Raw genomic sequence first — 22,996 nt, forward strand, 5'->3', positions numbered from 1 at the left:
CGGATTGGACTCTCGCAGCCCTTTGCCGTAGACTGGTTGTCGACCTGTCAAGGTTTTGGGGCCGATTAGGATTCGACGCCGGTAACAAAACTTGAGGGGCATGCCGAGCTGGTAGCAGAACTCGTAAATTCGCTGCTGCAAACTTATAGTTGCCAACGACGACAACTACGCTCTAGCTGCTTAATGCGGCTAGCAGTCGCTAGGGGATGCCTGTAAACCCGAAACGACTGTCAGATAGAACAGGATCGCCGCCAAGTTCGCTGTAGACGTAACGGCTAAAACTCATACAGCTCGCTCCAAGCACCCTGCCACTCGGGCGGCGCGGAGTTAACTCAGTAGAGCTGGCTAAGCATGTAGAACCGATAGCGGAGAGCTGGCGGACGGGGGTTCAAATCCCCCCGGCTCCACCAAACGCAAACGATAAGCCCCTGATTTTCCTAGTGAATTTCAGGGGCTTTTTCTTTGCCCAGTTCCTTGCCTGCTCCTACAGCGCCGGGCCTTTCCTGTTGCCGGCTCGCCTTGCTGCTCCCTCCCCTACCGTGACCGGCACCCGGCGAGCTTCGCCAGCCCGCCCTTTTGGCTGCGGACGCGCGGAATGATATTTCCCGAATCTGTTAATGAGACCGTTCGATTCCGCCGCCAACAAGGCTCTGGAACGCTGGCAGGAAAACATTCATGGATTCAGGTTCGAAACTCCCCGTCCAAGAAAACGAGCCTCCGAGAAACCGACGCATACTTTTCGTCAAGCAAAGAAAAAGAATTTGAGCTAGACACTCACTACCAGGGTAAGCAGGCGTCTTATATCCCTGGAAAGCGAAACCTAAAACAGAGATTCCAAAACACGATAAACCGGCCTCCACAGACGCTCGAAGGACAAGAAAAATGAAAAAGGAACCGAAAGGAGCAAAAAACAGGATAGTCATCGCCAAAGATGAGAAGAACGTTCTGACCTGCACCAGCGAAGGGTTCGAATATACGCCAGACATCGTCAAGAACGTCTACGGAAAGAGCAGCCGACCCGCACTGGAAGACTGGTTCCTGACGGAACTTGATTTCTTTCGCAGGTATTACCCGGGATACGAGATTTTCACCCTCGGCTCCAGTTGTGTCTTCGGCGAAAAGTTCGTGAACTACCTGACCATCTGCGAATTCGACATAGACAGTACCTACGCCTTCGACTGTCTCAAGAAGGCCCTGAGGGAGTCCGACCAGGCCATTAGGCGGAAACTCTCCGCCATGTGGAAATGGGACATAGCCGCCAGGAAGGACTGGAGCATCGTCTTCATGGTTGGGCACATGGACTTCGCCTACTTCCTCCAGCACAGGAAGGAGTTCCAGGGGGATGCCCATAAGCGCTTCATGAGTACATTCACCACGGCGGAGACGAAAATCACCTCTCGCGACTACAAGGTCATGCATGACGGCGCGATCCTGCCCTTCGACGAAACGGCCCTGTCGCCGGAAGACAGGTTCATTTTCGAGAACTATCAAAAGATAAAGTTCGAAACCACGCCACTATGAAGTTAACGGACAAAAGCGAAAGGCGCCCGGCCGGACGCCTTTCGCCCATAAACTCCAGCCACTCGCCAGTTTGTTTTAAGCACTTCTACGAAGTCCAGGAGTTCCGACTCCTGGCCGACTCTTCCAGAGCCCCGCAATAAAACTACAAATCAAAAACATCCTCAGACTGGACGCTTGAAAAAACACCGTTGGCAACGTTTCAATTCCCACCATGTCTTCCGCATGGATCAGTGGGAAAACTCATGTCACTACAGTCTGAAATGCTCGTGGAGCAGAAAGTTTCCAACGCCCAGAAATCCACCGGCACCGCCTATCTTCTGTGGTTCTTCCTGGGCGGTTTCGGCGCACACCGCTTCTACCTGGGGAAAACCGGCACGGCGGTTACCCAACTGATCATCACGCTGATCGGTTGTTTCACCCTGTTCCCCCTGATCATTACCGGCATCTGGTGGATCGTCGATGCCTTCCTGATTCCCGGCATCATCCAGGGCCATACGGAGCAGACCCGCCGCGACGCCCGGCTGGAAGTTGCAGCGCTGCAGGTAGCCGGCGCTTCCGCGTCGCACCCTCAAGACTGACCGGCGCACCTCGCTACGGTCCTCGGCGGGCCGGAGAAGAAACCAATGCCGGGAGGTGGGACAAGGAGAAGTCCCCTTCTGCGTTTCTTCCGCTGGCGATAGGTGCCGACTCGTTCAATCCCGAATTGGCCGCCAGAACGGCCAGCACATCTCACTGATGCAAGGACCCGCACATGAGTGGAAAACCCGCCGCCCGCGTCACCGATCCAACGACCTGCCCAGTGCCAGGGCATGGCAGCAACCCCATCGTCCAGGGCTCTCCCGACGTCGTTTTCGACGGCCTGCCGGCAGCACGGCAAGGCGACACCTCAGCCTGCGGAAGCCCGATGATCTCAGCCGTTTCGTCGACGGTACTCATCAACGGCCTACCGGCGGTGACGCTGGGTAGTATCGGGGCGCACGGCAACGTGGTGATCGGCGGCTCGGGGACGGTACTCATCGGCGACGTCTTCACGCCCGCCCCGCGCGCTCCCGCCCTTCCCCTTAACCGCAACGGCGTGCCCTGTTCCGGGCGCTTCCAGCTCATCGACCACGAAACGGGCAAGCCCGTCGCCGGACGCCGGGTCAGGGTCTGGTCGAGTGGCGGCTGGAATGCCTTCGACACCACGGATGCCGACGGCATGACCTCCTGGATCGAGCGCCCCACCGCGGAGACCCTCTACATCGACCTGGTGCAGAGGGGCGACGCATGAGCGACCAGCCCAGCCTGTCCCGGGGAGGCATGAGCCCCGAAGGCAGGACCAACCCCGTCGGCACCCTGGAATCCAGGCTCGATCCGCAGGACAAGAAGGTGCTGTGCTCGGCGGTCTGCCATTGCAGCAGCACGCCCAACCTCAGCCAGGATGGCAAAAGCCTCAAGCAGGCGTGCGTGGCACAGCGGCTGGGAGAGTTGGACGAAGTTCTCCAGGGACACAGCCCCTACAAGCCCGAGGTCAGCTACGACATGACCAAGAACCCACCGCAGCCGATTCTCGATAGCCAGACCGGTAACAGTCCACATGGCTGGATACCGGGATGGATCAGCAAGTATTGGGATGAAGATCCGGAGCATCCGCCGTTCAAGCCAGGGAAAGGAATGATTCGCAGGCCCGACGTGATCATCGTTCAGAATCCCAACAGGCCGCCAACCCAGGACAATATCAAACAGGTGGTGGAGATGAAGTTTCCGCCTGACCCACATAATAGGGAACAACTTGAGGATTATGCAGCGATTGCCGGCAACAAGAACAAGATTGTTGAAATGAAACCCTCCGACTGCGACTGTGGCCAGGAAAATCAACGATCCAAGGTGCCAGTAGAGCAAGCAGGGTGGGCCGTCGCCATCGCAGGTGGAGTGATGTTCGTCTTGACCCGAGGCCGTTCCCCTCGCCCGATGATTCCCGCCTATTGATCAAGAGGAAAAGCCCATGGAACAGCCATTCGATCTGGCTGCAGAGTTAGCCAAGCAACCCCATCTACTGGAAATAGCCGGCAACCTGTTGATGAAGGGCGGCCCCGAAGACTATATCGGTGCCGTGCTTTGCCTACGCGGTACTCTCTACTTCAAAGATGCCCATACCCCACTGGTACGTGAGTCATTATGCCAATGCTTCGATGAGTTCAAGCGCCTGGCAGAGCCTCACCTCACCTGGCTCTGCCGTGAAGAGCCTGCACAAGGAAAGCCACTGACCGCATACCGTGACACCCAACCACTGCGCGAGATGATGGGGGCAATGGATGAAGACGATCATCTCAGCTTCTGCTACACCAGCGGCAAGAAATCCCGCGATGCAGGCGCCTGGCTGTTTGATATTTACGGCAAGCGGAGCTGGCAAGCCAAAATGGGGCATGATCTTAGTGTTCTGGAGTTCTCCGTACCTCTGCTATATCAAGAGCGGCAGCCATTGGATTTCCTACAGCTGTTTATTGACTTCGCACGGCGACTAGAGCCGGAGCAGGGGTATGCGGGGCATGCCTACAATCTCTCGCCGACCAGTTGGGACAATGACGAGCCCTCCGAAGCCTTTATGGCGGCGCGTATGCCGGGTTTGGATGTAGGGACGGCTTGTCTGCTGGCCAATACTCCCGAGTTCAAACCTACAAGAATCAAAACTGTCAGTTGGCTAACCCTCCTGAACAACGAGCGCCTGGCGCTGGCCGGCGGGCTCGATGCCCTGCGTGCGCAATTGCCCTCCAGCCACTTTGCCTTCTACCGCTACGGCGATGGCGTGGTAATCCAGGCCGGTGCCTATCCCTATATCGCGGGTGATGCGGAAGACTCCAGACCCGCTCCGTATGTGCTGCTGAACCACGCGCTCAAAGGCATTCGCTATGAAACCGTCGGCTCGCTACACGGCGGCTCCCACGACGGCGAATTGCGGCTGGTGGGCTGGGCGGCCGATCAATGGCTGAAACGGCTGGATGTGGAAGACAGCGAACTCCCCCGCTGGCGCGACAAATTGCTCAACACTGAGCCATGCTTGGACGCGACGAACTCACTGCCGGAGCGCCCGTAGGGGCTTACGTTTTCTGGGATCAAAAGTGCTCGCCAAGGCTACACTCCCTATGAGGCGAGCCTGACAGAAAAAATATCTGCCCCTCGCAAGAGTGCTTATAAGCAAGAATTCAACCTATCTAATCGTGCCTTCAATATCACCCAAACAGCATCTATTACTTATTATTCAACAACCATCCCTCTTTAATAGATTCGCGACTCGAAACCCAAACTCAAACTCAAAATCTGTCTTCTTTACACCTTACTAAAACTTCTTCAAACCCATAAGACCATCTCCATTGGCGTCATTTACTTCTTATCGGCGATATCTAAAATACCTTTAAATTGGAAACAGCTCTAAGGCTTTGAAGTCGAAGAACTGTCGTAACGAATAGCCTTAGGCGCCCGCCTCTTCGATATCCGCGAAGTTGCTGATTTTCACCGCGCCATCCGGGAAGCGTGCGATCACTTCCAGCTGGCCACCCATGGCTTCGATGTGGCTGCGCAAGGTGGAGATGTACATATCCGTACGCCGCTCCATTTTGGCAATTGCCGGCTGCTGCACCTGCAGCACTTCAGACAGCATCTTCTGCGACAAGCCTCTAGCCTGGCGCAACTCATTCAGGGGCATTTCAGCCAACAGTTCCTGGGCCTTGGCCTCGACGCGGGCCTGTGCCTCAGGCGACATTTGCGCCCGAAGGTCGGAGAATTTCTTAACCATCGATCAGTCCCTCCTCACGGAGCTGGTGCAAGTGTTCGTCATAGAGGCGGTCGGCAATGGGCACGTTCAATTCGTACCAACGATCATCGCCAGTCTTGTCGCCACCGATCAGCAGTATCGCGGAGCGTCTGGGGTCAAACGCGTAAAGCGTTCGGAAAGGTCGCCCGCCGTGTTGAGTCCGTAGCTCTCTCATATGGCCATGGCGGGAGCCATTGATGCCGCTGCTGTGGGGGTGCCCCAAGGATGGCCCCCGCTCCTCAAGCAAGCGAACCGTCACAGCTAGCGACTCCTGCTCATCCTCGGACAGAGAACCCCACCAATCACCGAACTCGTCGGTGTACTCGATATCCCACGCCACAAAATATAACCCCCAGGGAATATTCCATCAAAGGAATCCTACTTAAAGAGACCGCTTCCCGACAGCGGACAGAACGCACGGAGTCCTGAAGACGATCCGGCGCCAGACGGACGAACCAGGACCAGCGAGGCAGCCTCATTCCGTGTGTCGAAAAAGTGTCGAAATTACTCGCCCATACAGGCCGGCATAGCACAGAGCTTGGCCCGTCCCCTCCGATCCAGCCCCAGTCCTGCCCAGCCTTGGCTATTTATGACCATTAACGAGAACGGGCCGGGGGCACCGCCTCCGTCGGTTATCGGTGTCTGCGTGCGTATTCCGCCTCGAACAGCGACAGCAAGGAGCCGGTGATGCGGCAGGTGCTTTCACCGGGTTCTTCGGTTTCGTCGAGCAGGTCGAGGACGCTCAGCGTTCCGATCGCCGACTCCAGACGGGTGCGGGCGGTGTCGAACAGATCTTCGCTGGCTGCGCTGCAGTCCAGGTAGAGGGTGGCGCAGCCGGGATGCTGGTTGCATTGCGAGGTGCGTCGCAGGGGGATGAAGGTGGAAGGGGACTGTGCGGTGACGGTTTTGCCCGGACAAGGTGCCGCTCGGGCAAGGTGCGAAGCGCTTCACAAAATGCCAAACAGAGGGCGAGCGCATCCCATCGCCAACACGCAATCGCCTTGAATGGCCGCTTCGATTCCTCGTCATGCGGGGATGCCGTGCTCGGCTCCAGCGCATCGCCACCCACACCGGAAACCCTATGCCCTACCGCGTTCTCCTGCTCATCCTGGCCCTGACGCCCGCCCTCGCCTCCTCCGCCACCCTGGACGAACGCCTGGGCGACCTTGAACACGCCTTCAAGCCCGACCTCGACGGGACGACAAGCGCAAAGCCGGCCAGCCCGCCGCCGGAGCGGTTCAAGCTGGCGCCGCTGGGCAGCGTGGTGCGCAAGAAAGAGTGCGCGACATCGAGCCTACCGGACGAGCAGTCCAGCTGCGCGGCGCTGGAGTTCTGCACGGACTGCGCACAGTAAGGTGGAGCGCCGGCAATCTCACTTGGCGAACAACTGGCCCATGTCGCGGAAGCTCTTGAACTCCAGCGCGTTGCCGCAGGGGTCGAAGAGAAACAGCGTGGCCTGCTCGCCGACCTGGCCCTTGAAGCGGATGTAGGGCTCGATCACGAAGCGGGTGCCGCGCTGCTGCAGGCGTTCGGCCAGGGCGTGCCAGTCGTCCCATGCGAGGACCACGCCGAAGTGCGGCACCGGCACGTCGTGGCCGTCCACCGGGTTGCTGCCGGCGTGGCGCTGGGAATCGGTCTGCGGATGCTGGTGGATGACCAACTGGTGGCCGAAGAAGTCGAAGTCGACCCAGTGCTCGGCGGAGCGGCCTTCGCTCAGGCCGAAGACCTCGCCGTAAAAGCGCCGGGCGGCGGGCAGGTCGTGGACGGGGATGGCGAGGTGGAAGGGCATCAGGCTCATGGCGCGGTTCCTCTGTGGGTGTGCCGGGATTATTTGCCGTGCCGATTTCGATGGAAAGCGCATAATATTTCGCCTGAGCAACACTTTTTTCGAGGCTTGGATGATCCGCGAACTCCGCACCCTGGTCGCCGTGGCGCGCCGGGGCTCCTTCGCCGCGGCGGGGGAACAGGTGGGGCTGACGCAGTCGGCGGTGAGCGCGCAGATCCGCGCGCTGGAACGCAGCGTCGGCGTCGAGTTGTTCAAGCGCACGCCGCGCGCGGCACACCTGAACGAGGTCGGGAGGCAGGCGGTGCGTACGGCCGAGCAGATCCTCGCGCTGTTCGACGGCATCGGCCAGGGCGACAGCCCGCGCGGACGCCTGCGCATCGGTGCGGTGAACACGGCGCAGACCGGGCTGCTGCCGGAGGTGCTCAAGCGCCTCGCCGAACAGGCGCCACACATCGAGCCGCAGGTGATGCCGGGCGTCTCGCTGCACCTGCTGGACCAGGTGGACGCCGCCGAACTGGACCTGGCGATCCTCATCCGCCCGCCGTTCAACCTGCCGCGCGGGCTCTCCGCGCAACGGGTCGAGCGCCAGCCGTTCGTGCTGATCGCGCCGCCGCAATGCACTGCGACGGATGCGCTGGAATTGCTGCGCACGCAACCGTTCATCCGCTACGACCATGTGTCCTTCGGCGGTCGCCTGGTGGGCGATTTCCTCGAGGCGCAACAGCTCAGACCACGCCAGGTGATGGAGCTGGATGAGATCGACGCGATCGCGCGGATGGTGGAGAACGGTCTCGGCGTGGCGCTGCTGCCCCGGGCCGGGCTGTGGCTACGCGAGCCGGCGCGGGTACGGGTGATCGAACTGGGCGCGCTGGAATTCCAGCGCGAGCTGGTGATGGTCAGCCGCAGCGGTTCGGCGCAGGACGACCTGGTCGGTGAATTCCGCCGCGCCCTGCTGGCCGAGACGGCGGCTCAGGAGGCCGCGCCGACCACCGCGTAGCGCGGCGCCGGGCGCGCCAGCTCGCCGAGGAAGGTCCACAGGCGTTCGGCCTCGCCGGGTAGCGGCAGGCGGCGACGGATCAGGGTGTAGCGCAACGGCACGTCGAAGCGCTGGCCGCCGGCGCGCACCAGGCGACGGCTGGCGAGGTCCTCGCGGACCAGGGTATGCGGCAGCCAGGCGACGCCCAGGCGCGACTGGGCGAAGAAGCGCAGCCCCTCGGTCTGGCTGGAGCTGTGATGGCGCTGGAGGAACAGGCCGCTGTCGCGCAGCAGCGGTTCCAGGGCCCAGCCCAGGTGGCATTCCTCGGAGTAGCCGAGGAACGACAGCGCTTCGGTCTGCAGGCGGTCGAGGTTGAACAGCGGCTGGCCGGCGGCGTCCGGCGCGCAGACCGCCACCAGTTGTTCGTGACCAAGCTCCAGGCGCTGGAACTCGGCTTCGCTGTCGATGCCCAGGCGGCGCGACACCGCCTCGCCTTCGTCGAGCAACGCCACCACGTAGTCCACCGAGCCGTCGCGCAGGCGCGACAGGCATTGCGGCAGGTAATCGCAGTCGACGCTGAACTTGGCGCTGCGGAAGTCCGCCTGCAGACGCGGAATCCAGTGCGGGAAAAACACCGAGGAGAGGATGTGCGGGGCGCAGAAACGGATGCGCCGCTGGGCGTCTTCGTCGCGCTCGCGGATCGACTGGCGCAGGTTGTCCAGGGCGCGCACCGCGTCCTGCGCCACGCCTTGCAACTGGCGGCCGGCCTCGGTCAGTTCGAGGGCGTGCTTGTGGCGCTCGAACACCGGCGCGCCAAGCCACTGTTCCAGGGTCTGGATACGCCGGCTGAGCCCGGACACGGAGACATGGCACTCCTGCGCCGCACGGCTGAAGCTCTTGATCCGACAGAGGACGAGGAAGTCCTTGAGCATCACCAGGTCGATCATCGTTGCGCGTTCCTCAACGGTCGGGCGTTTTCAGTCTACTTCGCGCGGCGGTGCCTGTTGCAAGGCTAAAGTTCGGTTTGTTTTGCCGATTTGGCAAGCAGCTCGTCGACTCCCGCAAAACAGACCGGGAAAACCGGCCCACAGTAGTGAGGTCGCGCTTTTCCAGCCATCGACCCGCCCGAGCATCGTGGCCGGGCGGGTCCGCCACGAGGACAGGACCATGCAGACATCCCCCGCTCCGGCCATCGTCGCCGGCGGCGCCTACCAGCCGGTGGTGCTCCACGCCGGCATCGCCTACGTCAGCGGCCAGTTGCCGCGCCAGCACGGCGAGCTGCGCTGGACCGGCAAGGTCGGCAGCGAACTCGACCTGGAACAGGCCCGCCAGGCCGCCCGGCTCTGCGCGGCGTGCTGCCTGCTGGCGCTGGAGGAGGCGCTGGGCGGCCTGCAACGGGTCGAGCGGCTGCTCAAGGTGACCGGCTACGTCGCCAGCGCGGCGGGTTTCGTCCAGCAGCCGGCGGTGATCGATGCCGCCAGCGAGTATTTCGACGAGGTGCTCGGCGCGCGCGGCGGCCACGCCCGCGCCGCCGTCGGCGTGGCCGAGCTGCCGCGCGGCGCCGCGGTGGAGGTGGAACTGATCGCGGCGGTGCGGCCATGAGCGCGCTCTTCCCCGCCGGCCCCGACGCCTTCGGTGCCGACGAACTGCTGCGCCTGCGCCGCGAGACCCCGGCCTGGGGCAGCTACGCGCACTTCGCCCATGGCTCCGCCAGCCTGCCGCCGCAGGTGCTCTACGACGCCCTCGACAGCTGGCTGGAAGCCGAGCGGCGCTGGGGCGTGCAGCGCGCCGCCGAGCATTTCGCCGAGCCCTTGCTGGCGGTCCGCGACAGCGTCGCGCGAGTGCTCGGCACCCAGCCACGGCACATCGCCCTGCTCGACTGCGCCAGCCGCGCCTGGTCGGTGGCCTTTGCCGCGGCCCTGGCCGTCCATCCACGGATACGGGCGATCAGCAGCTTCGACGAATATGGTTCCAACAGCCTGTGCCTGCTCGCCGCGCGCCAGCAGCGCGGGCTGGAGCTGCGCCTGATCGACGCACGCGGCGACGCCGCACAGCTGTTGCAACGGCTCGACGAGCAGTTGCACGACCTCGCCCCCGGCCAGACGCCGCTGCTGTCGCTCAGCGCGGTGCCCACCGGGCATGGCGCGGCTACCGCGCTGGAGGGGGTGGCCGAGCGCATCCGCGCCCATGACGGGCTGTTCTTCCTCGATGCCAGCCATGCGGTCGGCCAGTTGCCGCTGGCGGTGGAGGCGACCGGCTGCGACGTGCTGGTGTTCCCGCCACGCAAGTGGCTGCGCGGGCCAAAGGGACTCGGCGTGCTCTATCTCGGCGAACGTGCCCTGGAGCGCCTAGCCCTGCCCGACGGGCTGGACGTCGGCGGCGCGCAATGGAGCGACGCCTTCGCCCTGCAGGCGCGGGATGACGCGCGGCGCTTCGAATGCTCGGAGTTCAACCCGGGGCTGCGCCTGGCGCTCAAGGCCAGTTGCGACTACCTGTTGCAGACCGATGTCCGGCGCATCGCCCGACGCAACCGCCAGTTGCGCGAACGCATCGCCCAGCAGCTCTACCGCCGGCTCGGCTGGACGCCGCTGGAACAAGGGCCGCACGCCAGCGCGTTGATGACCTACGCGGCCCCCGAACTGAGCGGCGAGCAATGGCTGAAGCGCCTCCACGCGCGCGGCGTGAACGCCTCCTACATCGGCCCGCAGTATGCCCGCTGGGCGCTGCGCGAGCAGGCGCTGCCGGGGGTACTGCGCCTGACTCCGCACTACCTGACCGACGACGGCGAGATCGAGCGCCTCGGCGAGGCCCTGGAGGATTGCCTGCGACAGCGCGCCGCCAGTTGAGCGACCTTGCGCGAATGGCAACGTTGCGCCGCCGTGCCGGCGGTTGGCGCAACGCCGGGCGATTTGCGCAAGGTCTTTGTGCCGGCGGCAACGAGCGTTGCCGAATGCGCCGCGCACGGCCGCCGCCATGCGGTTTAAATCCCTCTCGTAGAACAACGCATAACGATCCCGCCAGCGACATCTTTCACCTGCCTGAGACACCGACGACTTTCGACGCCCTGGGCAGCCTTTCGGTCCGCCGCGGACCGCTCCGCCCTCAATGGAATGATGAATGGAGGAAAGACGACCATGACCGGATCCCGGAAAACCCTGATTCTCGGATGCGCCTCCACCGGCGCCAAGTTCACCCCGCGCAACCACGCCGCCACCGGTGACCGCCTGCTCGACAGCATCTGCACCGGCGCCACCATCCGCACCGCCCCCGGCGAACTGCTGGACGAAGCGCGCCAGCTCTACGAGATGGGTTGCCGCTACTACCACTATCATGCGCGCAACCCGCTGACCCAGGAACAGACCACCGACAACGACATCTACCAGGCGGTCAGCCGCGCCCTGCAGAACCGCTTCCCCGACCTGATGCTGAGCTTCGGCGCCAGCCGCAACGGCAGCGAGGTGCAGGAGAACATCCGCCGCTTCGGCGAGTGGGAGCGGGTCAGCCACTGCGCCATCCCGCTGCACCTGGGCGGTGCGCACTTCGTGACGATCCAGGCGGCCATCGAACTGCAGGTGATCTGCGAGCTGGAGAAGCAAAGGCGCAAGCTCGACCTCGACTATGCCTCCAGCCCGGCTTTCCTCGCCGACCTGCGCGACTACCAGCCGTCGACGGCGCTGGAAAGGGCCGAGTTGCAGACCCACTCCACCAGCAAGGGCGCCGACTACGGGGTGACCTCGCCGATGACCCAGTTCCAGGTCTACCGCAACGCCATCCAGGCGCGCCAGAAGCTCGGCCTGTTCCACGAGGTGGAGTGGGTGCAGCATGTGCGCAGCTACGCCATGACCCGTTTCGCCGTGGAGCACCCGCGCCTGCGCCTGGGCGGTTCCGGCCAGTTGAACGTGATCCTGCTGTTCGGCTTCTCGCCACGCCTGCCGTTCCCGGAGACCTACCAGCAGTTCCGCGCGGTGATCGAGAGCGCCAAGAGCCTGGAGTACGACATCGGCGAACCCGGCGTGCGCAAGCGCAAGGTCAGCATCACGGTCGGCGCGGCGGTGATGCCGCAGCATGCCGCGCAGCACTTCCGGCCGCTCGACGTCGGTCCTCGCGCCGGCACCCCGCTCTGCGCGGTGCGCCGGCTGGCCGCCTATGCCGCGCAGGCGGACAGCCAGGTCGATGTGCTGCGGGTCGGCATGGAGGACACGCCCTACGCGGTGGACGATGACGGCCGGGTGACGCTCAGCGACAACTGCCAACTGCTGCGCCAGGCCCTCGACGAACTGCGCGCCAACGGCGCCGAGGCCGAGCTCGACGGCGAACGGATCTTCCAGCGCATGGGCATGGAACGCACCCTCGGCGAATACTTGTCGCTGCAGCGCCTGCATCCGCTCGGCGAAGCCAACTTCACCATCGCACGGGAGTTCGTCCAGTGACCGCCGCCCTCGCCGCGAACCCGACCCAGCGCTACCGCTGGGTCATCCTGCTGATCGCCACCTTCGCCCAGGCCTGCGCCTGCTTCTTCGTCCAGGGCATCGGCGCGATCGCCGTGTTCATCCAGAACGACCTGCAACTCTCGTCGCTGCAGATCGGCCTGCTGGTGTCGGCGGCGCAGCTGGTGCCGATCGTCGGCCTGCTGGTGGCCGGCGAGCTGCTCGACCGCTACTCCGAACGGCTGGTGGTCGGCCTCGGCACGCTGATCGTCGCGCTGGCCCTCTGCGCCTCGCTGTGGGCCACCGACTACCTGACCATCCTGCTGTTCCTGGTGGTCGTCGGCGCCGGCTACAGCACGGCGCAGCCGGGCGGCAGCAAATCGGTGTCGCGCTGGTTCGCCAAGACCCAGCTGGGCTTCGCCATGGGCATCCGCCAGGCCGGGCTGCCGCTGGGCGGCGCGCTGTCCGCCGCGCTGCTGCCGTACCTGGCGGGGATCTACGGCTGGCGCAGCGCATTCCTCGCCGGCGGCCTGGTGGCGTTCCTCGGCGCGCTGGCCTTCATGCTCTTCTACCGCACCCCGCCGGACGCCCCCGCGCCCGGCGCGAACCCCGCCGAACGCGACCTGGGCGCGGTGGTGAAGTCGCGGCTGGCGATGATCACCGACCCGGCGATGAAGAACATCGTCTGTTCCGGGGTGGCGCTGATCTCGGTGCAGTACGGCATCCTGGTGTTCACCGTGCTCTACCTGCACGAGACCCTGGAGATCGGCATCGGCATGGCCGCGACCCTGCTGTTCGTCGCCCAGGGCAGCGGCGTCGCCGGGCGCATCCTGCTGGCCGCCTGGAGCGACCGCTGCCGCGCCGGGCGCTACTTCCCGGTGATGGTCTGCCTCGGCGCGGTGATCCTCGGCCTGCTGGCGCTGGTCCTGCTGCCCCTGCAATCACCGTTGGGGATGGGCCTGGTAGTGGCCTGGCTGGGCTTCTTCGGCTTCGGCTGGTACGGTCCCTGGGTGGCCTATGTGGCGGATACCGCGCCGGTCGGCAAGACCGGCTTCGCCCTCGGCCTGGCGATGGCCATCAACCAGCTGGCGATCGTTCTCGCGCCGCCGGCGCTGGGGCTGCTCAAGGACTTCAGCCACAGCTTCGTCCCCGGCTGGCTGGCGCTCTGCCTGATGGCGGCGGTAGCCCTTGTGGTCACCGCCTGGAGCGGCCGCGGCCTGCCTACCGCGCTGCCACAGAAGCACTGAAGCGATGACGGCCACGGCCGAGGAGGCACGATGCGCGCGATCCTGTTCGATGTGTTCGGTACCCTGGTGGACTGGCGTTCCAGCCTGATCGAGCAGTTCCAGGCGTTGGAGCGCGAACTCGGCGGGACCCTGCCCTGCGTGGAACTGACCGACCGCTGGCGCCAGCAATACAAGCCGGCGATGGACCGGGTACGCAACGGCCAGGCGCCCTGGCAGCACCTCGACCAGTTGCACCGGCAGAGTCTCGAGGCCCTGGCCGGAGAGTTCGGCCTGGCGCTGGACGAGGCCCTGCTGCAACGCATCACTGGCTTCTGGCACCGCCTGCGGCCGTGGCCGGACACGCTCGCCGGGATGCACGCGCTGAAGGCCGACTACTGGCTCGCCGCGCTGAGCAACGGCAACACCGCGCTGATGCTCGACGTCGCGCGGCACGCCGGGCTGCCCTGGGACATGCTGCTGTGCGCCGACCTGTTCGGCCACTACAAGCCCGACCCGCAGGTCTACCTCGGCGCCTGCCGCCTGCTCGACCTGCCGCCGCAGGAGGTGATGCTCTGCGCGGCGCACAACTACGACCTCAAGGCCGCGCGCGCCCTCGGCCTGAAGACCGCGTTCATCGCCCGGCCGCTGGAATACGGCCCCGGCCAGACCCAGGACCTCGCCGCCGAGCAGGACTGGGACCTGATCGCCAGCGACCTGCCGGACCTGCACCGGCAACTGGCGGCCTCGGCCTGACCGAATTCCTACTTCCTGCCCCTGAACCGCTCGCCCAACCCGCGCGCTACGGCGCGCCGGGAAAGGCGCGCAGCGCCGGCACGCGTCCGGCAGGAGCTTCGTCATGTCCGCGAAGGATACCCCGGCCACCCAGGCCGCCGAGCCCGGTCGCGCACAACCGGTCGAAGTCCCCGGTGGCGGCCACTGGTGGCGCCGCCTGCTGGCCTTCGCCGGCCCCGGCTACCTGGTCGCGGTGGGCTACATGGACCCGGGCAACTGGGCCACCGACGTCGCCGGCGGCGCGCAACTGGGCTACCTGCTGCTCTCGGTGATCCTGCTCTCCAGCCTGATGGCGATGCTGCTGCAGGCGCTGTCCGCGCGCCTGGGCATCGCCAGCGGCCTGGACCTGGCCCAGGCCTGCCGCGAACGCTACTCGCCGAGCACCTGCCGCCTGCTGTGGCTGGCCTGCGAGACGGCGATCATCGCCTGCGACCTGGCCGAGGTGATCGGCACCGCCATCGCCCTGAAGCTGCTGTTCGGCCTGCCGCTGGCCTGGGGCGCGTTGCTCTGCGTGGGCGACGCGCTGCTGGTGCTGGTCCTGATCGGACGTGGCCAGCGGCCGCTGGAGGCCTTCGTGGTGGCGTTGCTGACACTGATCTTCGCCTGCTTCGCGGTACAGTTGCTGCTCTCGCGCCCCGAACTCGGCGAGGTGCTCCAAGGGTTCTTGCCGAGCCCGCGAGTGCTCAGCGACCCGGCTGCCCTGTACCTGGCGATTGGCATCGTCGGCGCGACCGTCATGCCGCACAACCTCTACCTGCATTCCTCGCTGGTGCAGAGCCGCGCCTACCCGCGCAGCCTCGCCGGCAAGCGCCAGGCGCTGCGCTGGGCGGTGGCCGACAGCAGCCTGGCGCTGACCCTTGCGCTGCTGGTCAACGCGGCGATCCTGATCGTCGCCGCCAGCGTGTTCCACCGCAACGGGCACACCGAAGTGGTCGATATCGAGCAGGCCCACGCGCTGCTCTCGCCATTGCTCGGCCTGGAACTCGCCTCGCTGCTGTTCGCCGTGGCGCTGCTCGCGTCCGGCCTCAACTCGACGGTCACCACCACCCTGGCCGGGCAGATCGTCATGGAGGGCTTCCTCCGCCTGCGCCTGGCGCCCTGGGCGCGGCGCCTGCTGACCCGGGGCGTCGCGGTGCTGCCGGTGCTGCTGGTGACCCTGCTCTACGGCGAGGACGGCACCGCGCGGCTGCTGATCTTCAGCCAGGTGATCCTGTCGATGCAGTTGCCGCTGGCGGTGATCCCGCTGCTACAGTTCGTTTCCGACCGGCGCCTGATGGGCCCGCTGGCGATCGGCGCCGGGACCCGGTGGCTGGCCTGGGCGGTAGCGCTGGCGATCGTCGGCCTGAACCTGCAACTGCTGGCCGATTTCGCGTTCGGCTGAGCATTGCCTGAGGGCACGCTGCGCGGTGCGGGACGCGCACTCAGGCAATGCTCAGCCATCGAGACCGCGGGGAAAACGGTCGGCCACCAGGTTCAAGGCGATGCCATGCTCCAGGCAGGCCTTGAGTCCGGCCAGCACCAGGGTGAAACCTTCGGTGGCGTCGACCACCCGCGGGATGACTTCTTCCGGGGTGCCAACGAAACCGCTGTTGCGGATGCTGACGAAGGTCCCGGCGCCGGGCAGTTCCTCGAACAGCCACTCCACCTGGGAAGGGTTGCTGTCGCCATTCGGCCATTCGATGAGGATGCGGCGGTTCGTTTGCAGGTCTTTCACTTCGATTTCCTGGGAAACCCCGTACATGTCCCAGTGCCAGCGCAGCCGTTTCCCGGCTTCGAGGCGGGCATCGCCGCGGCTGAACCAGAACCTGGCGGTGATGGCCGGATCGACGAAGGCTTCGAAGACCTCGGCGATGGGGCGGCGGATCAGCATTTCCGCCTTGGCGACGACCTGTGCGACGGCAGTCATGGCAAGTCCTCCATGGGGGTGGGCAAGGGAGCGGCCGCCGCATCGGGCGGCCGCTCGCGGTTAATGGCTCAGGCCGGGTATTTCTCGTTCAGAGCGTAGAGGATCGCCGCCGTCTCCACATCCAGCGCGCCGTCGTAGTTCTCCGGGCGGAAATGCATCTGGAAGGCGCGCAGCAGGCTGGCGAAGTAGGCGTCGTCGACCGTCGCCGGCAGCGCATAGCCGTACAGGCGGAACGCCTCCAGCAGGTCGGCGCGCGGCGGCAGGCCGTCGCGCTCGAAGCCTTCGCGATAGCGATCGCGGGTGGCGTCGTCGTACCAGGCGCCGATACCGGCCTCGTAGAGTTCCTTCCAGGGCAGCTTCGGACCCGGGTCGGACTTGCGCCCGACGGCGATGTCGGAGTGGCCGACCACGTTCTTCGGGGTCATGTCCGGGTAGCGCTGCAGGATGTTCTTCGCCAGTTGCTTGAGTGCGTTGATCTGCGAGCGCTCGTAGTCGGGGAAGGTGAACACGCCGTCGTCGTCGCGGGCGAGGTTGACGATCTCGATGCCGATGGAGGTGTCGTTGAGGTTGTCGCGGCGCGCCCAGCCGCTGACGCCGGCGTGCCAGGCGCGGTCTTCCTCGGCGACCAGGTTGAAGATGCGCTGGCCCTTGAAGCCGGCGGCCTTGTAGCTGGGGTCGTGCGGCGCCGGGATCAGGTAGTGGGCGCTGGCGGCGCCGGTGGTCAGCGCCTTGACCGAAGCGGCGAAGTCGAGCGCGGTGTAGTGCAGCACCAGGAAGCGCACGCGTTTGCCGTAGGGGGTAGTGGTGCGATAGCTGTTGTAGTCGATGGTCAGCATGGTTTTCACCTTTTTGCGGATGATGGAAAGCCCCCGGCCACAGGCTCGCCTGTAGCTAGGGACGTCGATGCAGCGATGAGGTTCAGGGGCCGGCCGAGGAAACGCGGGCCCCGGCTAAACCGGAAGGAAGAAGACCGGGCATAAAAAAGCCCGGCACGCGGCCGGGCAAAAGGGATACACCAAAGGCAAGCCCCAGCGAACTGGGGGTACGGGGGCTCACCGAGGCCACTGAACGATGGCGTTATGACAGCAGTCGGCACAACCGAACTTTAAGTTGGCCGGACGCCATGCGGGCGCACGCCAGAGCCTTTCGCACCGGTCGCCGCCCGCTGCGTCCGTTGCGCGGCGGGCGGAAACGACGAAGCCCGGCGCTGGGGCCGGGCTTCGAGGGCGACCACGGGAAACGTGATCATGGGAAAAAACTACCGCGAGCGTCCCGCCGCGTGCAACACCGTTCGTCCGTTGGCCGCTCTACTTTGCACTTCTTCACAAAGTCCACCAATAGCCATACAGACCCTCGACAGAGCGGCTACTACTCTATCCACGCCAGGTCCGATTGCTCCTCCATCTCCTGGCATTCCCGGCCACTGTCCACCCCCGCACAGTGGCTTTTTTTCGCCTGCGCCTAGCGTCGTGCCAGCGGCGCCTCGTCCCGCGCCAGCATCAGCGCCAGGATGCAGCCGAGGAGGAACGCCTGCAGCGCCAGGCGAGCGGCCAGCAGCGTCGGCGGGAAGGATGGGAACAGGTCGGGGTGCTGCCACATGTAGAGGTTGGCCGGGGTCACGCAGAGGGTCAGGATGAACAGCCCGCACGCCGCCAGCCGGCGCCATGCCGGCACCAGCAGGGCGGCGGCGCCGAGCAGTTCGAAGACCCCGCTGACCCACACCGCCGCCAGCGGCCAGGGCACGTAGGGCGGGACGATGCCGACGAAGAAATCGGTGAAGACGAAATGGCCCAGCCCACCCAGCAGGAACCAGGCGGACACGAAGGCCAGGAGCAGCGTGCGAGCGGGCGACGGCATGGATAACCTCGGCGCGGCGATGGAACGGCAATCCTGCCACGCGCCGCCGACGCCAGGCCCATAACCTTTGCCCGGTTGGCAGGCGTCCGCCGAAACAAATGCTCAAACATTCCCGCCGCCGGGGCGACATCTGCTCAAAAAATGTCCTGGCCTTTCTTCGTCGAAAGACATACAATCCGGGACTGCGTACCAAACTGAAAGTCAATCAGGCTTTACCCCACGACCGGGCCCACAGATGAAAAGGGCTCTACCATCAGGGTTACAGCCTTCCGATGGTTCTTCGGTCGCCACTCTTCTGAAGCAATCCCCTGCCACGCAGGGCCGATGGGAAGACCGGCGTCCCGCAATACCACCCGCAGATTGATCAGGATCCTGGCCTGGAAACTTTCCTGCCAATCGATCCTCTGATTAGTACCTGAACTGCCAGCTTGCTCTTTTCGAAAAAAGCCGGCATAACCAGTACGTTCCCCCGACACAAAGCTTTCTTGGCACTGTCACGGAGCGGGAACATTTGCAATATACGCTGCTCCATAAGCGTGAAAGTAAAGGAACATAAGAATATGTCTATTCAACATCGTACTCAGGATGCAATTCGCACCCTAACCGCCGCATTTGCGCCGTTCGACTGCCTGATCCAGGCAACTCGTAAAGGAAACTTCAGTTTCACCATCGTTGACCAGCATGGCGTGGCCTGCCACAGCGAGCGCCTGTATCCGGAGCAGTACGACGACTCCGGCAAAATGGAAGAAGTGATCAATCGAGTTCGCAAGAAAACACTGGCTGCCTGAATCATGCAAGCATCAGCGCGAATGCAAGGAAAAGCCCCGTCCCCGACGGGGCTTTTTTGTGGGACAGCGAAAAATACAGGTTAAGTTGAAGAAAGTTCCCACGCAGGAAATAAATATTTACTTATTCCTTTTTAAATATTTCCTCGCCAACTTCGTCATATTCCCGCGGCCAGGGGAAACAAGCGCAGGCCGTTTCTCCCGTACTCCACTCAGACGATCGCCAGGTTTCGCTTGCGGGTAGGCGACGGGAACGCCTGGTCGAGCGCCCGCAGGTCGTCGGCGCTCAGTTCCAGGTCGGCCGCCGCCGCATTCTGGCGGATGTGAGCGGACGTCACCGCCTTCGGGATCGCGATCACCCCCTGCTCCAGTAGCCAGGCCAGGGCGACCTGGGCGCTGCTGGCGTCGTGGCGCGCGGCGATCTCGCCGAGCGCCGGGTGCCGTAGCAGCCTGCCGCCCTGCCCCACCGGACAGTAGGCCATCACCGGCATGCCGCGCTCCTGGCACCAGGGCAGCAGGTCGTATTCGATACCGCGTTCCTCCAGGTTGTACATAACCTGGTTGGCGGCGCAGGCGCTGCCGTCCAGTTCGTACATGTCGCCCAGGTCGAAGTTGGACACGCCCCAGCGCAGGATCTTGCCCTGGTCGCGCAACCGCTCGAAGGCTTCGATGGTTTCCTCCAGCGGATACCGGCCCTGCCAGTGCAGCAGGTAGAGGTCGATGGTTTCGCAACCGAGCCGGCGCAGGCTGCGCTCGCAGGCTGCCGGCAGACCCTTGCGGCTGGCGTTGTGCGGGTAGACCTTGCTGACCAGGAAGACCTCTTCGCGGCGTCCCGCGATAGCCGCGCCGACCACGTCCTCGGCGCCGCCCTCGGCGTACATCTCGGCGGTATCGATCAGCGTCATCCCCAGCTCGATGCCTTCGCGCAGCGCCGCGACCTCGCGCTTGCGTTCGCCGGGCTGCTCGCCGATATGCCAGGTACCCTGGCCGATGGCGGCGACCTCCTGGCCATCGATCAGCGTGAGCGTTTTCATGCAGCGTCTCCTGTGGTGAATGGACGGGGCCTCATGCCCAGGGATCATAGCTGCCGAAGCTCCAGACGTGGCCCTCCGGATCGCGGCAAGTGAAGCCGCGACCGCCGTAGTCCTCGTCCTTGATGTCGATGACGATCTCGGCGCCGGCGGCCTGGGCGCTGCGGAACAGGGCGTCGGGATCGGCGACCACCAGGTAGAGGCTCTGGGTATTGCCGCCGGCTTCGTCGACGTGCCGCATCAGCCGACCGTAGGCGTTGTCGCGGACGCTCGAGCCGAGCATCAGCATGCCGTTGGCGCCGTTCGGGCTGGCGTAGGTCAACTCGGCGTGGAGCACCTGTCCGTCCTCGCCGGGCACCACCAGCTTGCGCTGGAAGCCGAAGGTCCGGCACAGCCAGTCGATGGCGGCCGGCGCATCGCGGTAACGCAGGCAGGGAATGACGCTGGCGACGGTGTTGCTGGCGGGCGTGTGCATGGCGCATACCTCCGGGGGAAAGCACGACCACCAGCATAGACGCTGGACCGGACCGCCCCCGAGGCACGGATGGGCGGCGCGCCCTTCAGCGCAGCAGCGCCAGCACTCCGCCGAGCAACGGCACTCCGGCGGCGCAAGGCAATGCCCAGCGTGGCCGCCAGGCGAGCAGCAGGACCAGCGTGCCGGCCGCCAGCATCAGCAAGCAGGACCAGAAGACGATGCCGATCTCCACGCCCTGCCGGTGGATCGAGAAGGCCAGCGCCAGGCCCAGGTCGAGCAGCGCCACGCCGCGTAGCAGAAGCACCCGGGAAGCCGACGGCTGGTGGCCGAGGAGGTTCTTGTGGTGGCGGTTCATGGCCAGGCAGAGAGCGGTGAAGGCCAGCAGGTTGAGGCCGAAGACCAGCAGCATCAGGCCACCTCCTGGACGTTCAGGCGTCGCCGGGCAGGCTTGCTCGACGCTTGCCGACGTCGCCAGCCGAGCCAGGCGCAGAGCAGGCCGAGGCCCAGCAGGCTGAGGTCGACGCCGGCCAGCACCCAGTCGCCGCGCTGCAGGCTGGCCAGCAGGTTGCCTTCCGGGCTACGCAGCAGGCCGAGCAGCGGCAGGCCCAGCGCCAGCACGGCGGCGAGGCGCAGTTGCGTGCGACCGAGGGTCCCGCTGTTGCGGCGGACGATGGCCCACAGCGCGACCAGCGCCCAACTGGCGCAAAACACGCGGATCTCCCAGGTGTCGCGGCCGGCCAGTTGCGTCGGCAGCAGGCGGTTGCCCCACAGCAGCGCCAGGCTGGCCAGCGGCAGGCCGCCGCAGACCGCCAGGTTCAGCGCCCGCACCAGACCAACGCCGCGACTGCCGCGGGCCTCGCGCTTGGCCAGCCAGACCTGCAACCCGCCGAAGATCATCATCGCCCCGGACAGCCCGAGCAACAGGTACATCCAGCGCACCAACTGGCCGCCCCACTGGATCATGTGCAGGCCGGTCAGCCAGCCGTAGGTGGCGTAGCCGGGCGCATAGGACGGCTGGGCATGCAGCAGTTCGCCGCTGGAGGCATCGAAGTTGACCGTGCGCTGGTCGTCGAGGATGCGCGAGGCGTCGCGCCGGCGGATGTCCACGGTGGCCGCCTCGTCATAGGGATGGTGGACGCTGATCCAGCCCGGCGCGCCGCCGTCGGCCCAGACCTTGCCGGCCTCGACGATCAGGCCGTCGATGGACGCCGGCGGCCCCGCCGGGCGGCCGACTTCCTCGCGTTCGTAGGAGCCCTGCACTTCATGGAAGAAGCGCTCGCTATCGTTCTGGTAGACCACCTGCAGGCCCGCCTGCATGTAGTAGACGATGAAGATCACCAGGCCGGTGTAGGCGATCATCAGGTGGAACGGCAGGCCGATCACCCCCAGCACGTTGTGCGCGTCGAGCCAGGCGCGCTGCCGCGCCGCCTGCGGGCGCAGGGTGAAGAAGTCCTTGAAGATCCGCCGGTGCACGATGGTCCCGCTGACCAGCGCCACCAGCATCAGCATCCCGGCGATGCCGACGATGTACAGGCCGACCATGCCGGCGTGCAGGTCGTAGTGCAGGGTGAAGAAGAACTCGCCGCCGACCGTCTTCGGCAGCGGCTGGCCACTCACCGCGTCCAGCTGGAAGGCCTTGAACTCGCTGCCGTCGCGCGGTTCCCAGCCGGCGTTCCAGTAAGGCGCCCGCGCGCTCGGCGGCAGCATCCACCAGGCATGGGCATCGGGAGCGCGCTGGCGCAACCAGTCGCGCACCTGGTCGGCGCCCAGCGACTGCGCGCCGGGCAGGTGCAGGTCCGGCTGCATCCAGCGGGTCAGCTCCTTGTCGAAGCTGGCCAGGCTGCCGGCGAAGACGATGACGAACAGCAGCCAGCTGACCAGCAGCCCCGACCAGGTATGCAGGCCGGACATCGATTGACGCAGGTTCATGGACGCGCTCCGTAGTCGAGGCCGAGCCAGGCCAGGCCGCCCAGCGCCAGGCTGGCCAGCGCCAGCACCCAGCAGGCGCGCCAGGCGCTGCGCGCGGCGAAGGCGTAGACGATGGCCGCGACCCACACGGCGAAGCAGCCGAGGCTGCCGAACGAGACCCGGTCGGGACGCGGCAGCGGCAGGTAGATGCTCAGGCAGACGGTGACCGCATAGGCCAGCGCGTAGCCAAGCAGGACCGCGACGAGGATGCGGCCGGTGACGGACAGTCCGCCGGCCAGGGCCTGGCTGGTCATGGGGCGGCGTCCCGGGTGGAAACAGGGCCTTGCATCGTCGCTACCTCGTCTGGCTGGCACGGCGACGCCGCGCTCGCGGGTGGCGAGGCGGTCGTCGATTCGGAAGGTTTGCGACTGTATCTCAATTACGTTCGCATTTGTACTTGCTCCGGACGACCGCCAGGTCGCGGCACGCCTGGGATTGCCGGGGTCCGACGAGAGC

General features: G+C 65.2%; 27 protein-coding genes and 1 other RNA gene. 15 read left to right on the forward strand and 13 right to left on the reverse strand.

All coding sequences use genetic code 11. The annotated features are described in order from the left end of the window. The first annotated feature begins 57 nt into the window (after positions 1 to 57). The 6 genes from ssrA to HMPREF2914_RS05625 all read left to right on the forward strand — a co-directional run bounded on the left by ssrA (position 58) and on the right by HMPREF2914_RS05625 (position 4,594). Positions 58 to 410, forward strand: a transfer-messenger RNA (tmRNA) gene (gene ssrA / locus HMPREF2914_RS05600). 472 nt (positions 411 to 882) lie between these two features. After that, positions 883 to 1,521 carry a hypothetical protein gene (locus tag HMPREF2914_RS05605; RefSeq protein WP_003109444.1) on the forward strand — a complete coding sequence of 213 codons (639 nt, stop codon included), beginning with the start codon at positions 883 to 885 and terminating at the stop codon, positions 1,519 to 1,521. A gap of 242 nt (positions 1,522 to 1,763) precedes the next feature. Then, a complete protein-coding gene (locus tag HMPREF2914_RS05610) occupies positions 1,764 to 2,099 on the forward strand; it encodes a TM2 domain-containing protein (protein WP_003140884.1) in 336 nt (111 codons plus the stop codon). A 173-nt stretch (positions 2,100 to 2,272) separates the two neighbouring features. Continuing rightward, a complete protein-coding gene (locus HMPREF2914_RS05615) occupies positions 2,273 to 2,791 on the forward strand; it encodes a PAAR domain-containing protein (protein WP_022579807.1) in 519 nt (172 codons plus the stop codon). Beyond that, a complete protein-coding gene (locus tag HMPREF2914_RS05620; protein ID WP_023092169.1) occupies positions 2,788 to 3,489 on the forward strand; it encodes a VRR-NUC domain-containing protein in 702 nt (233 codons plus the stop codon). Before HMPREF2914_RS05615 ends, HMPREF2914_RS05620 begins: the two co-directional genes overlap by 4 nt. 16 nt (positions 3,490 to 3,505) lie before the next feature. Then, positions 3,506 to 4,594 carry a DUF3396 domain-containing protein gene (locus HMPREF2914_RS05625; RefSeq protein WP_023092170.1) on the forward strand — a complete coding sequence of 363 codons (1,089 nt, stop codon included), beginning with the start codon at positions 3,506 to 3,508 and terminating at the stop codon, positions 4,592 to 4,594. 375 nt (positions 4,595 to 4,969) lie between these two features. Here the strand turns inward: HMPREF2914_RS05625 and HMPREF2914_RS05630 are convergent, their stop codons facing one another. The 3 genes from HMPREF2914_RS05630 to HMPREF2914_RS05640 form a co-directional block, all read right to left on the reverse strand. After that, complete coding sequence (locus HMPREF2914_RS05630; RefSeq protein WP_003085668.1) at positions 4,970 to 5,293, reverse strand: XRE family transcriptional regulator; 324 nt, start codon at positions 5,291 to 5,293, stop codon at positions 4,970 to 4,972. Beyond that, positions 5,286 to 5,651, reverse strand: a complete 366-nt coding sequence (locus tag HMPREF2914_RS05635; protein ID WP_003111825.1) for a type II toxin-antitoxin system RelE/ParE family toxin — start codon at positions 5,649 to 5,651, stop codon at positions 5,286 to 5,288. Before HMPREF2914_RS05635 ends, HMPREF2914_RS05630 begins: the two co-directional genes overlap by 8 nt. Positions 5,652 to 5,943: 292 nt before the next feature. After that, on the reverse strand, positions 5,944 to 6,186 hold the full coding sequence (locus tag HMPREF2914_RS05640; protein ID WP_042115131.1) for a hypothetical protein: 243 nt from the start codon (positions 6,184 to 6,186) through the stop codon (positions 5,944 to 5,946). 206 nt (positions 6,187 to 6,392) lie between these two features. Here HMPREF2914_RS05640 and HMPREF2914_RS05645 point away from each other — a divergent pair, with 206 nt between their 5' ends. After that, a complete protein-coding gene (locus tag HMPREF2914_RS05645) occupies positions 6,393 to 6,665 on the forward strand; it encodes a hypothetical protein (RefSeq protein ID WP_003085667.1) in 273 nt (90 codons plus the stop codon). Between the two features lie 18 nt (positions 6,666 to 6,683). On the opposite strand, the gene HMPREF2914_RS05650 is transcribed toward HMPREF2914_RS05645, so the two are convergent. Next, entirely contained in the window at positions 6,684 to 7,109 is a 426-nt protein-coding gene (locus HMPREF2914_RS05650; RefSeq protein WP_003114206.1) for a VOC family protein, read from the reverse strand. A 100-nt stretch (positions 7,110 to 7,209) separates the two neighbouring features. On the opposite strand from HMPREF2914_RS05650, the gene HMPREF2914_RS05655 reads away from it, so the two are divergent. Further along, the gene (locus HMPREF2914_RS05655) at positions 7,210 to 8,094 is read left to right on the forward strand and encodes a LysR family transcriptional regulator (protein ID WP_004353136.1); all 885 of its coding nucleotides are present in this window, start codon (positions 7,210 to 7,212) and stop codon (positions 8,092 to 8,094) included. On the opposite strand, the gene HMPREF2914_RS05660 is transcribed toward HMPREF2914_RS05655, so the two are convergent. Beyond that, the gene (locus HMPREF2914_RS05660; protein ID WP_003085661.1) at positions 8,067 to 9,020 is read right to left on the reverse strand and encodes a LysR family transcriptional regulator; all 954 of its coding nucleotides are present in this window, start codon (positions 9,018 to 9,020) and stop codon (positions 8,067 to 8,069) included. The two genes, HMPREF2914_RS05655 and HMPREF2914_RS05660, sit on opposite strands and share 28 nt — an antisense overlap. A 220-nt stretch (positions 9,021 to 9,240) precedes the next feature. On the opposite strand from HMPREF2914_RS05660, the gene HMPREF2914_RS05665 reads away from it, so the two are divergent. The 6 genes from HMPREF2914_RS05665 (at position 9,241) to HMPREF2914_RS05690 (ending at position 15,899) form a co-directional block, all read left to right on the forward strand. Beyond that, positions 9,241 to 9,675 carry a RidA family protein gene (locus tag HMPREF2914_RS05665; protein WP_003114204.1) on the forward strand — a complete coding sequence of 145 codons (435 nt, stop codon included), beginning with the start codon at positions 9,241 to 9,243 and terminating at the stop codon, positions 9,673 to 9,675. Next, complete coding sequence (locus HMPREF2914_RS05670) at positions 9,672 to 10,919, forward strand: aminotransferase class V-fold PLP-dependent enzyme (RefSeq protein WP_023092171.1); 1,248 nt, start codon at positions 9,672 to 9,674, stop codon at positions 10,917 to 10,919. Before HMPREF2914_RS05665 ends, HMPREF2914_RS05670 begins: the two co-directional genes overlap by 4 nt. Before the next feature lie 288 nt (positions 10,920 to 11,207). Then, entirely contained in the window at positions 11,208 to 12,503 is a 1,296-nt protein-coding gene (locus tag HMPREF2914_RS05675; protein WP_031277656.1) for a 3-keto-5-aminohexanoate cleavage protein, read from the forward strand. Then, positions 12,500 to 13,747, forward strand: coding sequence for an MFS transporter (locus HMPREF2914_RS05680; protein ID WP_003085654.1), 1,248 nt, complete (start codon positions 12,500 to 12,502; stop codon positions 13,745 to 13,747). Before HMPREF2914_RS05675 ends, HMPREF2914_RS05680 begins: the two co-directional genes overlap by 4 nt. Positions 13,748 to 13,777: 30 nt before the next feature. Continuing rightward, positions 13,778 to 14,479, forward strand: coding sequence for a haloacid dehalogenase type II (locus HMPREF2914_RS05685; RefSeq protein WP_003116497.1), 702 nt, complete (start codon positions 13,778 to 13,780; stop codon positions 14,477 to 14,479). A gap of 103 nt (positions 14,480 to 14,582) precedes the next feature. After that, complete coding sequence (locus HMPREF2914_RS05690; RefSeq protein WP_003109741.1) at positions 14,583 to 15,899, forward strand: Nramp family divalent metal transporter; 1,317 nt, start codon at positions 14,583 to 14,585, stop codon at positions 15,897 to 15,899. Between the two features lie 51 nt (positions 15,900 to 15,950). Here HMPREF2914_RS05690 and HMPREF2914_RS05695 read toward each other — a convergent pair whose 3' ends face one another. The 3 genes from HMPREF2914_RS05695 to HMPREF2914_RS05705 all read right to left on the reverse strand — a co-directional run bounded on the left by HMPREF2914_RS05695 (position 15,951) and on the right by HMPREF2914_RS05705 (position 18,281). Beyond that, a complete protein-coding gene (locus HMPREF2914_RS05695) occupies positions 15,951 to 16,424 on the reverse strand; it encodes an SRPBCC family protein (protein ID WP_003085649.1) in 474 nt (157 codons plus the stop codon). Between the two features lie 68 nt (positions 16,425 to 16,492). Next, positions 16,493 to 17,260: an N-acetylmuramoyl-L-alanine amidase AmpDh3 gene (gene ampDh3, locus HMPREF2914_RS05700; protein WP_003114198.1), complete on the reverse strand. Its 768-nt coding sequence runs from the start codon at positions 17,258 to 17,260 to the stop codon at positions 16,493 to 16,495. Between the two features lie 625 nt (positions 17,261 to 17,885). After that, the gene (locus HMPREF2914_RS05705) at positions 17,886 to 18,281 is read right to left on the reverse strand and encodes a DoxX family protein (RefSeq protein ID WP_003114197.1); all 396 of its coding nucleotides are present in this window, start codon (positions 18,279 to 18,281) and stop codon (positions 17,886 to 17,888) included. Between the two features lie 560 nt (positions 18,282 to 18,841). Between HMPREF2914_RS05705 and HMPREF2914_RS05710 the strand changes: the two genes are divergently transcribed. Continuing rightward, positions 18,842 to 19,069 (forward strand): hypothetical protein, encoded by a 228-nt coding sequence (locus HMPREF2914_RS05710; RefSeq protein ID WP_003085644.1) that lies wholly within the window; start codon positions 18,842 to 18,844, stop codon positions 19,067 to 19,069. 209 nt (positions 19,070 to 19,278) lie between these two features. Here the strand turns inward: HMPREF2914_RS05710 and HMPREF2914_RS05715 are convergent, their stop codons facing one another. The 5 genes from HMPREF2914_RS05715 to HMPREF2914_RS32725 all read right to left on the reverse strand — a co-directional run bounded on the left by HMPREF2914_RS05715 (position 19,279) and on the right by HMPREF2914_RS32725 (position 22,794). Further along, entirely contained in the window at positions 19,279 to 20,100 is an 822-nt protein-coding gene (locus HMPREF2914_RS05715) for an aldo/keto reductase (protein WP_023092173.1), read from the reverse strand. 31 nt (positions 20,101 to 20,131) lie between these two features. Further along, positions 20,132 to 20,572: a VOC family protein gene (locus HMPREF2914_RS05720; protein ID WP_003085641.1), complete on the reverse strand. Its 441-nt coding sequence runs from the start codon at positions 20,570 to 20,572 to the stop codon at positions 20,132 to 20,134. Between the two features lie 85 nt (positions 20,573 to 20,657). Continuing rightward, positions 20,658 to 20,981, reverse strand: coding sequence for a DUF3325 domain-containing protein (locus tag HMPREF2914_RS05725; protein ID WP_004364132.1), 324 nt, complete (start codon positions 20,979 to 20,981; stop codon positions 20,658 to 20,660). After that, positions 20,981 to 22,501 carry a PepSY-associated TM helix domain-containing protein gene (locus tag HMPREF2914_RS05730; RefSeq protein ID WP_023092174.1) on the reverse strand — a complete coding sequence of 507 codons (1,521 nt, stop codon included), beginning with the start codon at positions 22,499 to 22,501 and terminating at the stop codon, positions 20,981 to 20,983. The genes HMPREF2914_RS05725 and HMPREF2914_RS05730 overlap by 1 nt, the downstream gene beginning before the upstream one ends. Then, positions 22,498 to 22,794 (reverse strand): DUF3649 domain-containing protein, encoded by a 297-nt coding sequence (locus tag HMPREF2914_RS32725; protein WP_023092175.1) that lies wholly within the window; start codon positions 22,792 to 22,794, stop codon positions 22,498 to 22,500. The genes HMPREF2914_RS05730 and HMPREF2914_RS32725 overlap by 4 nt, the downstream gene beginning before the upstream one ends. Positions 22,795 to 22,996 lie beyond the last annotated feature (202 nt).

The organism is Pseudomonas sp. HMSC067G02 (assembly GCF_001813485.1).
In the GTDB taxonomy this organism is placed as follows: domain Bacteria; phylum Pseudomonadota; class Gammaproteobacteria; order Pseudomonadales; family Pseudomonadaceae; genus Pseudomonas; species Pseudomonas aeruginosa.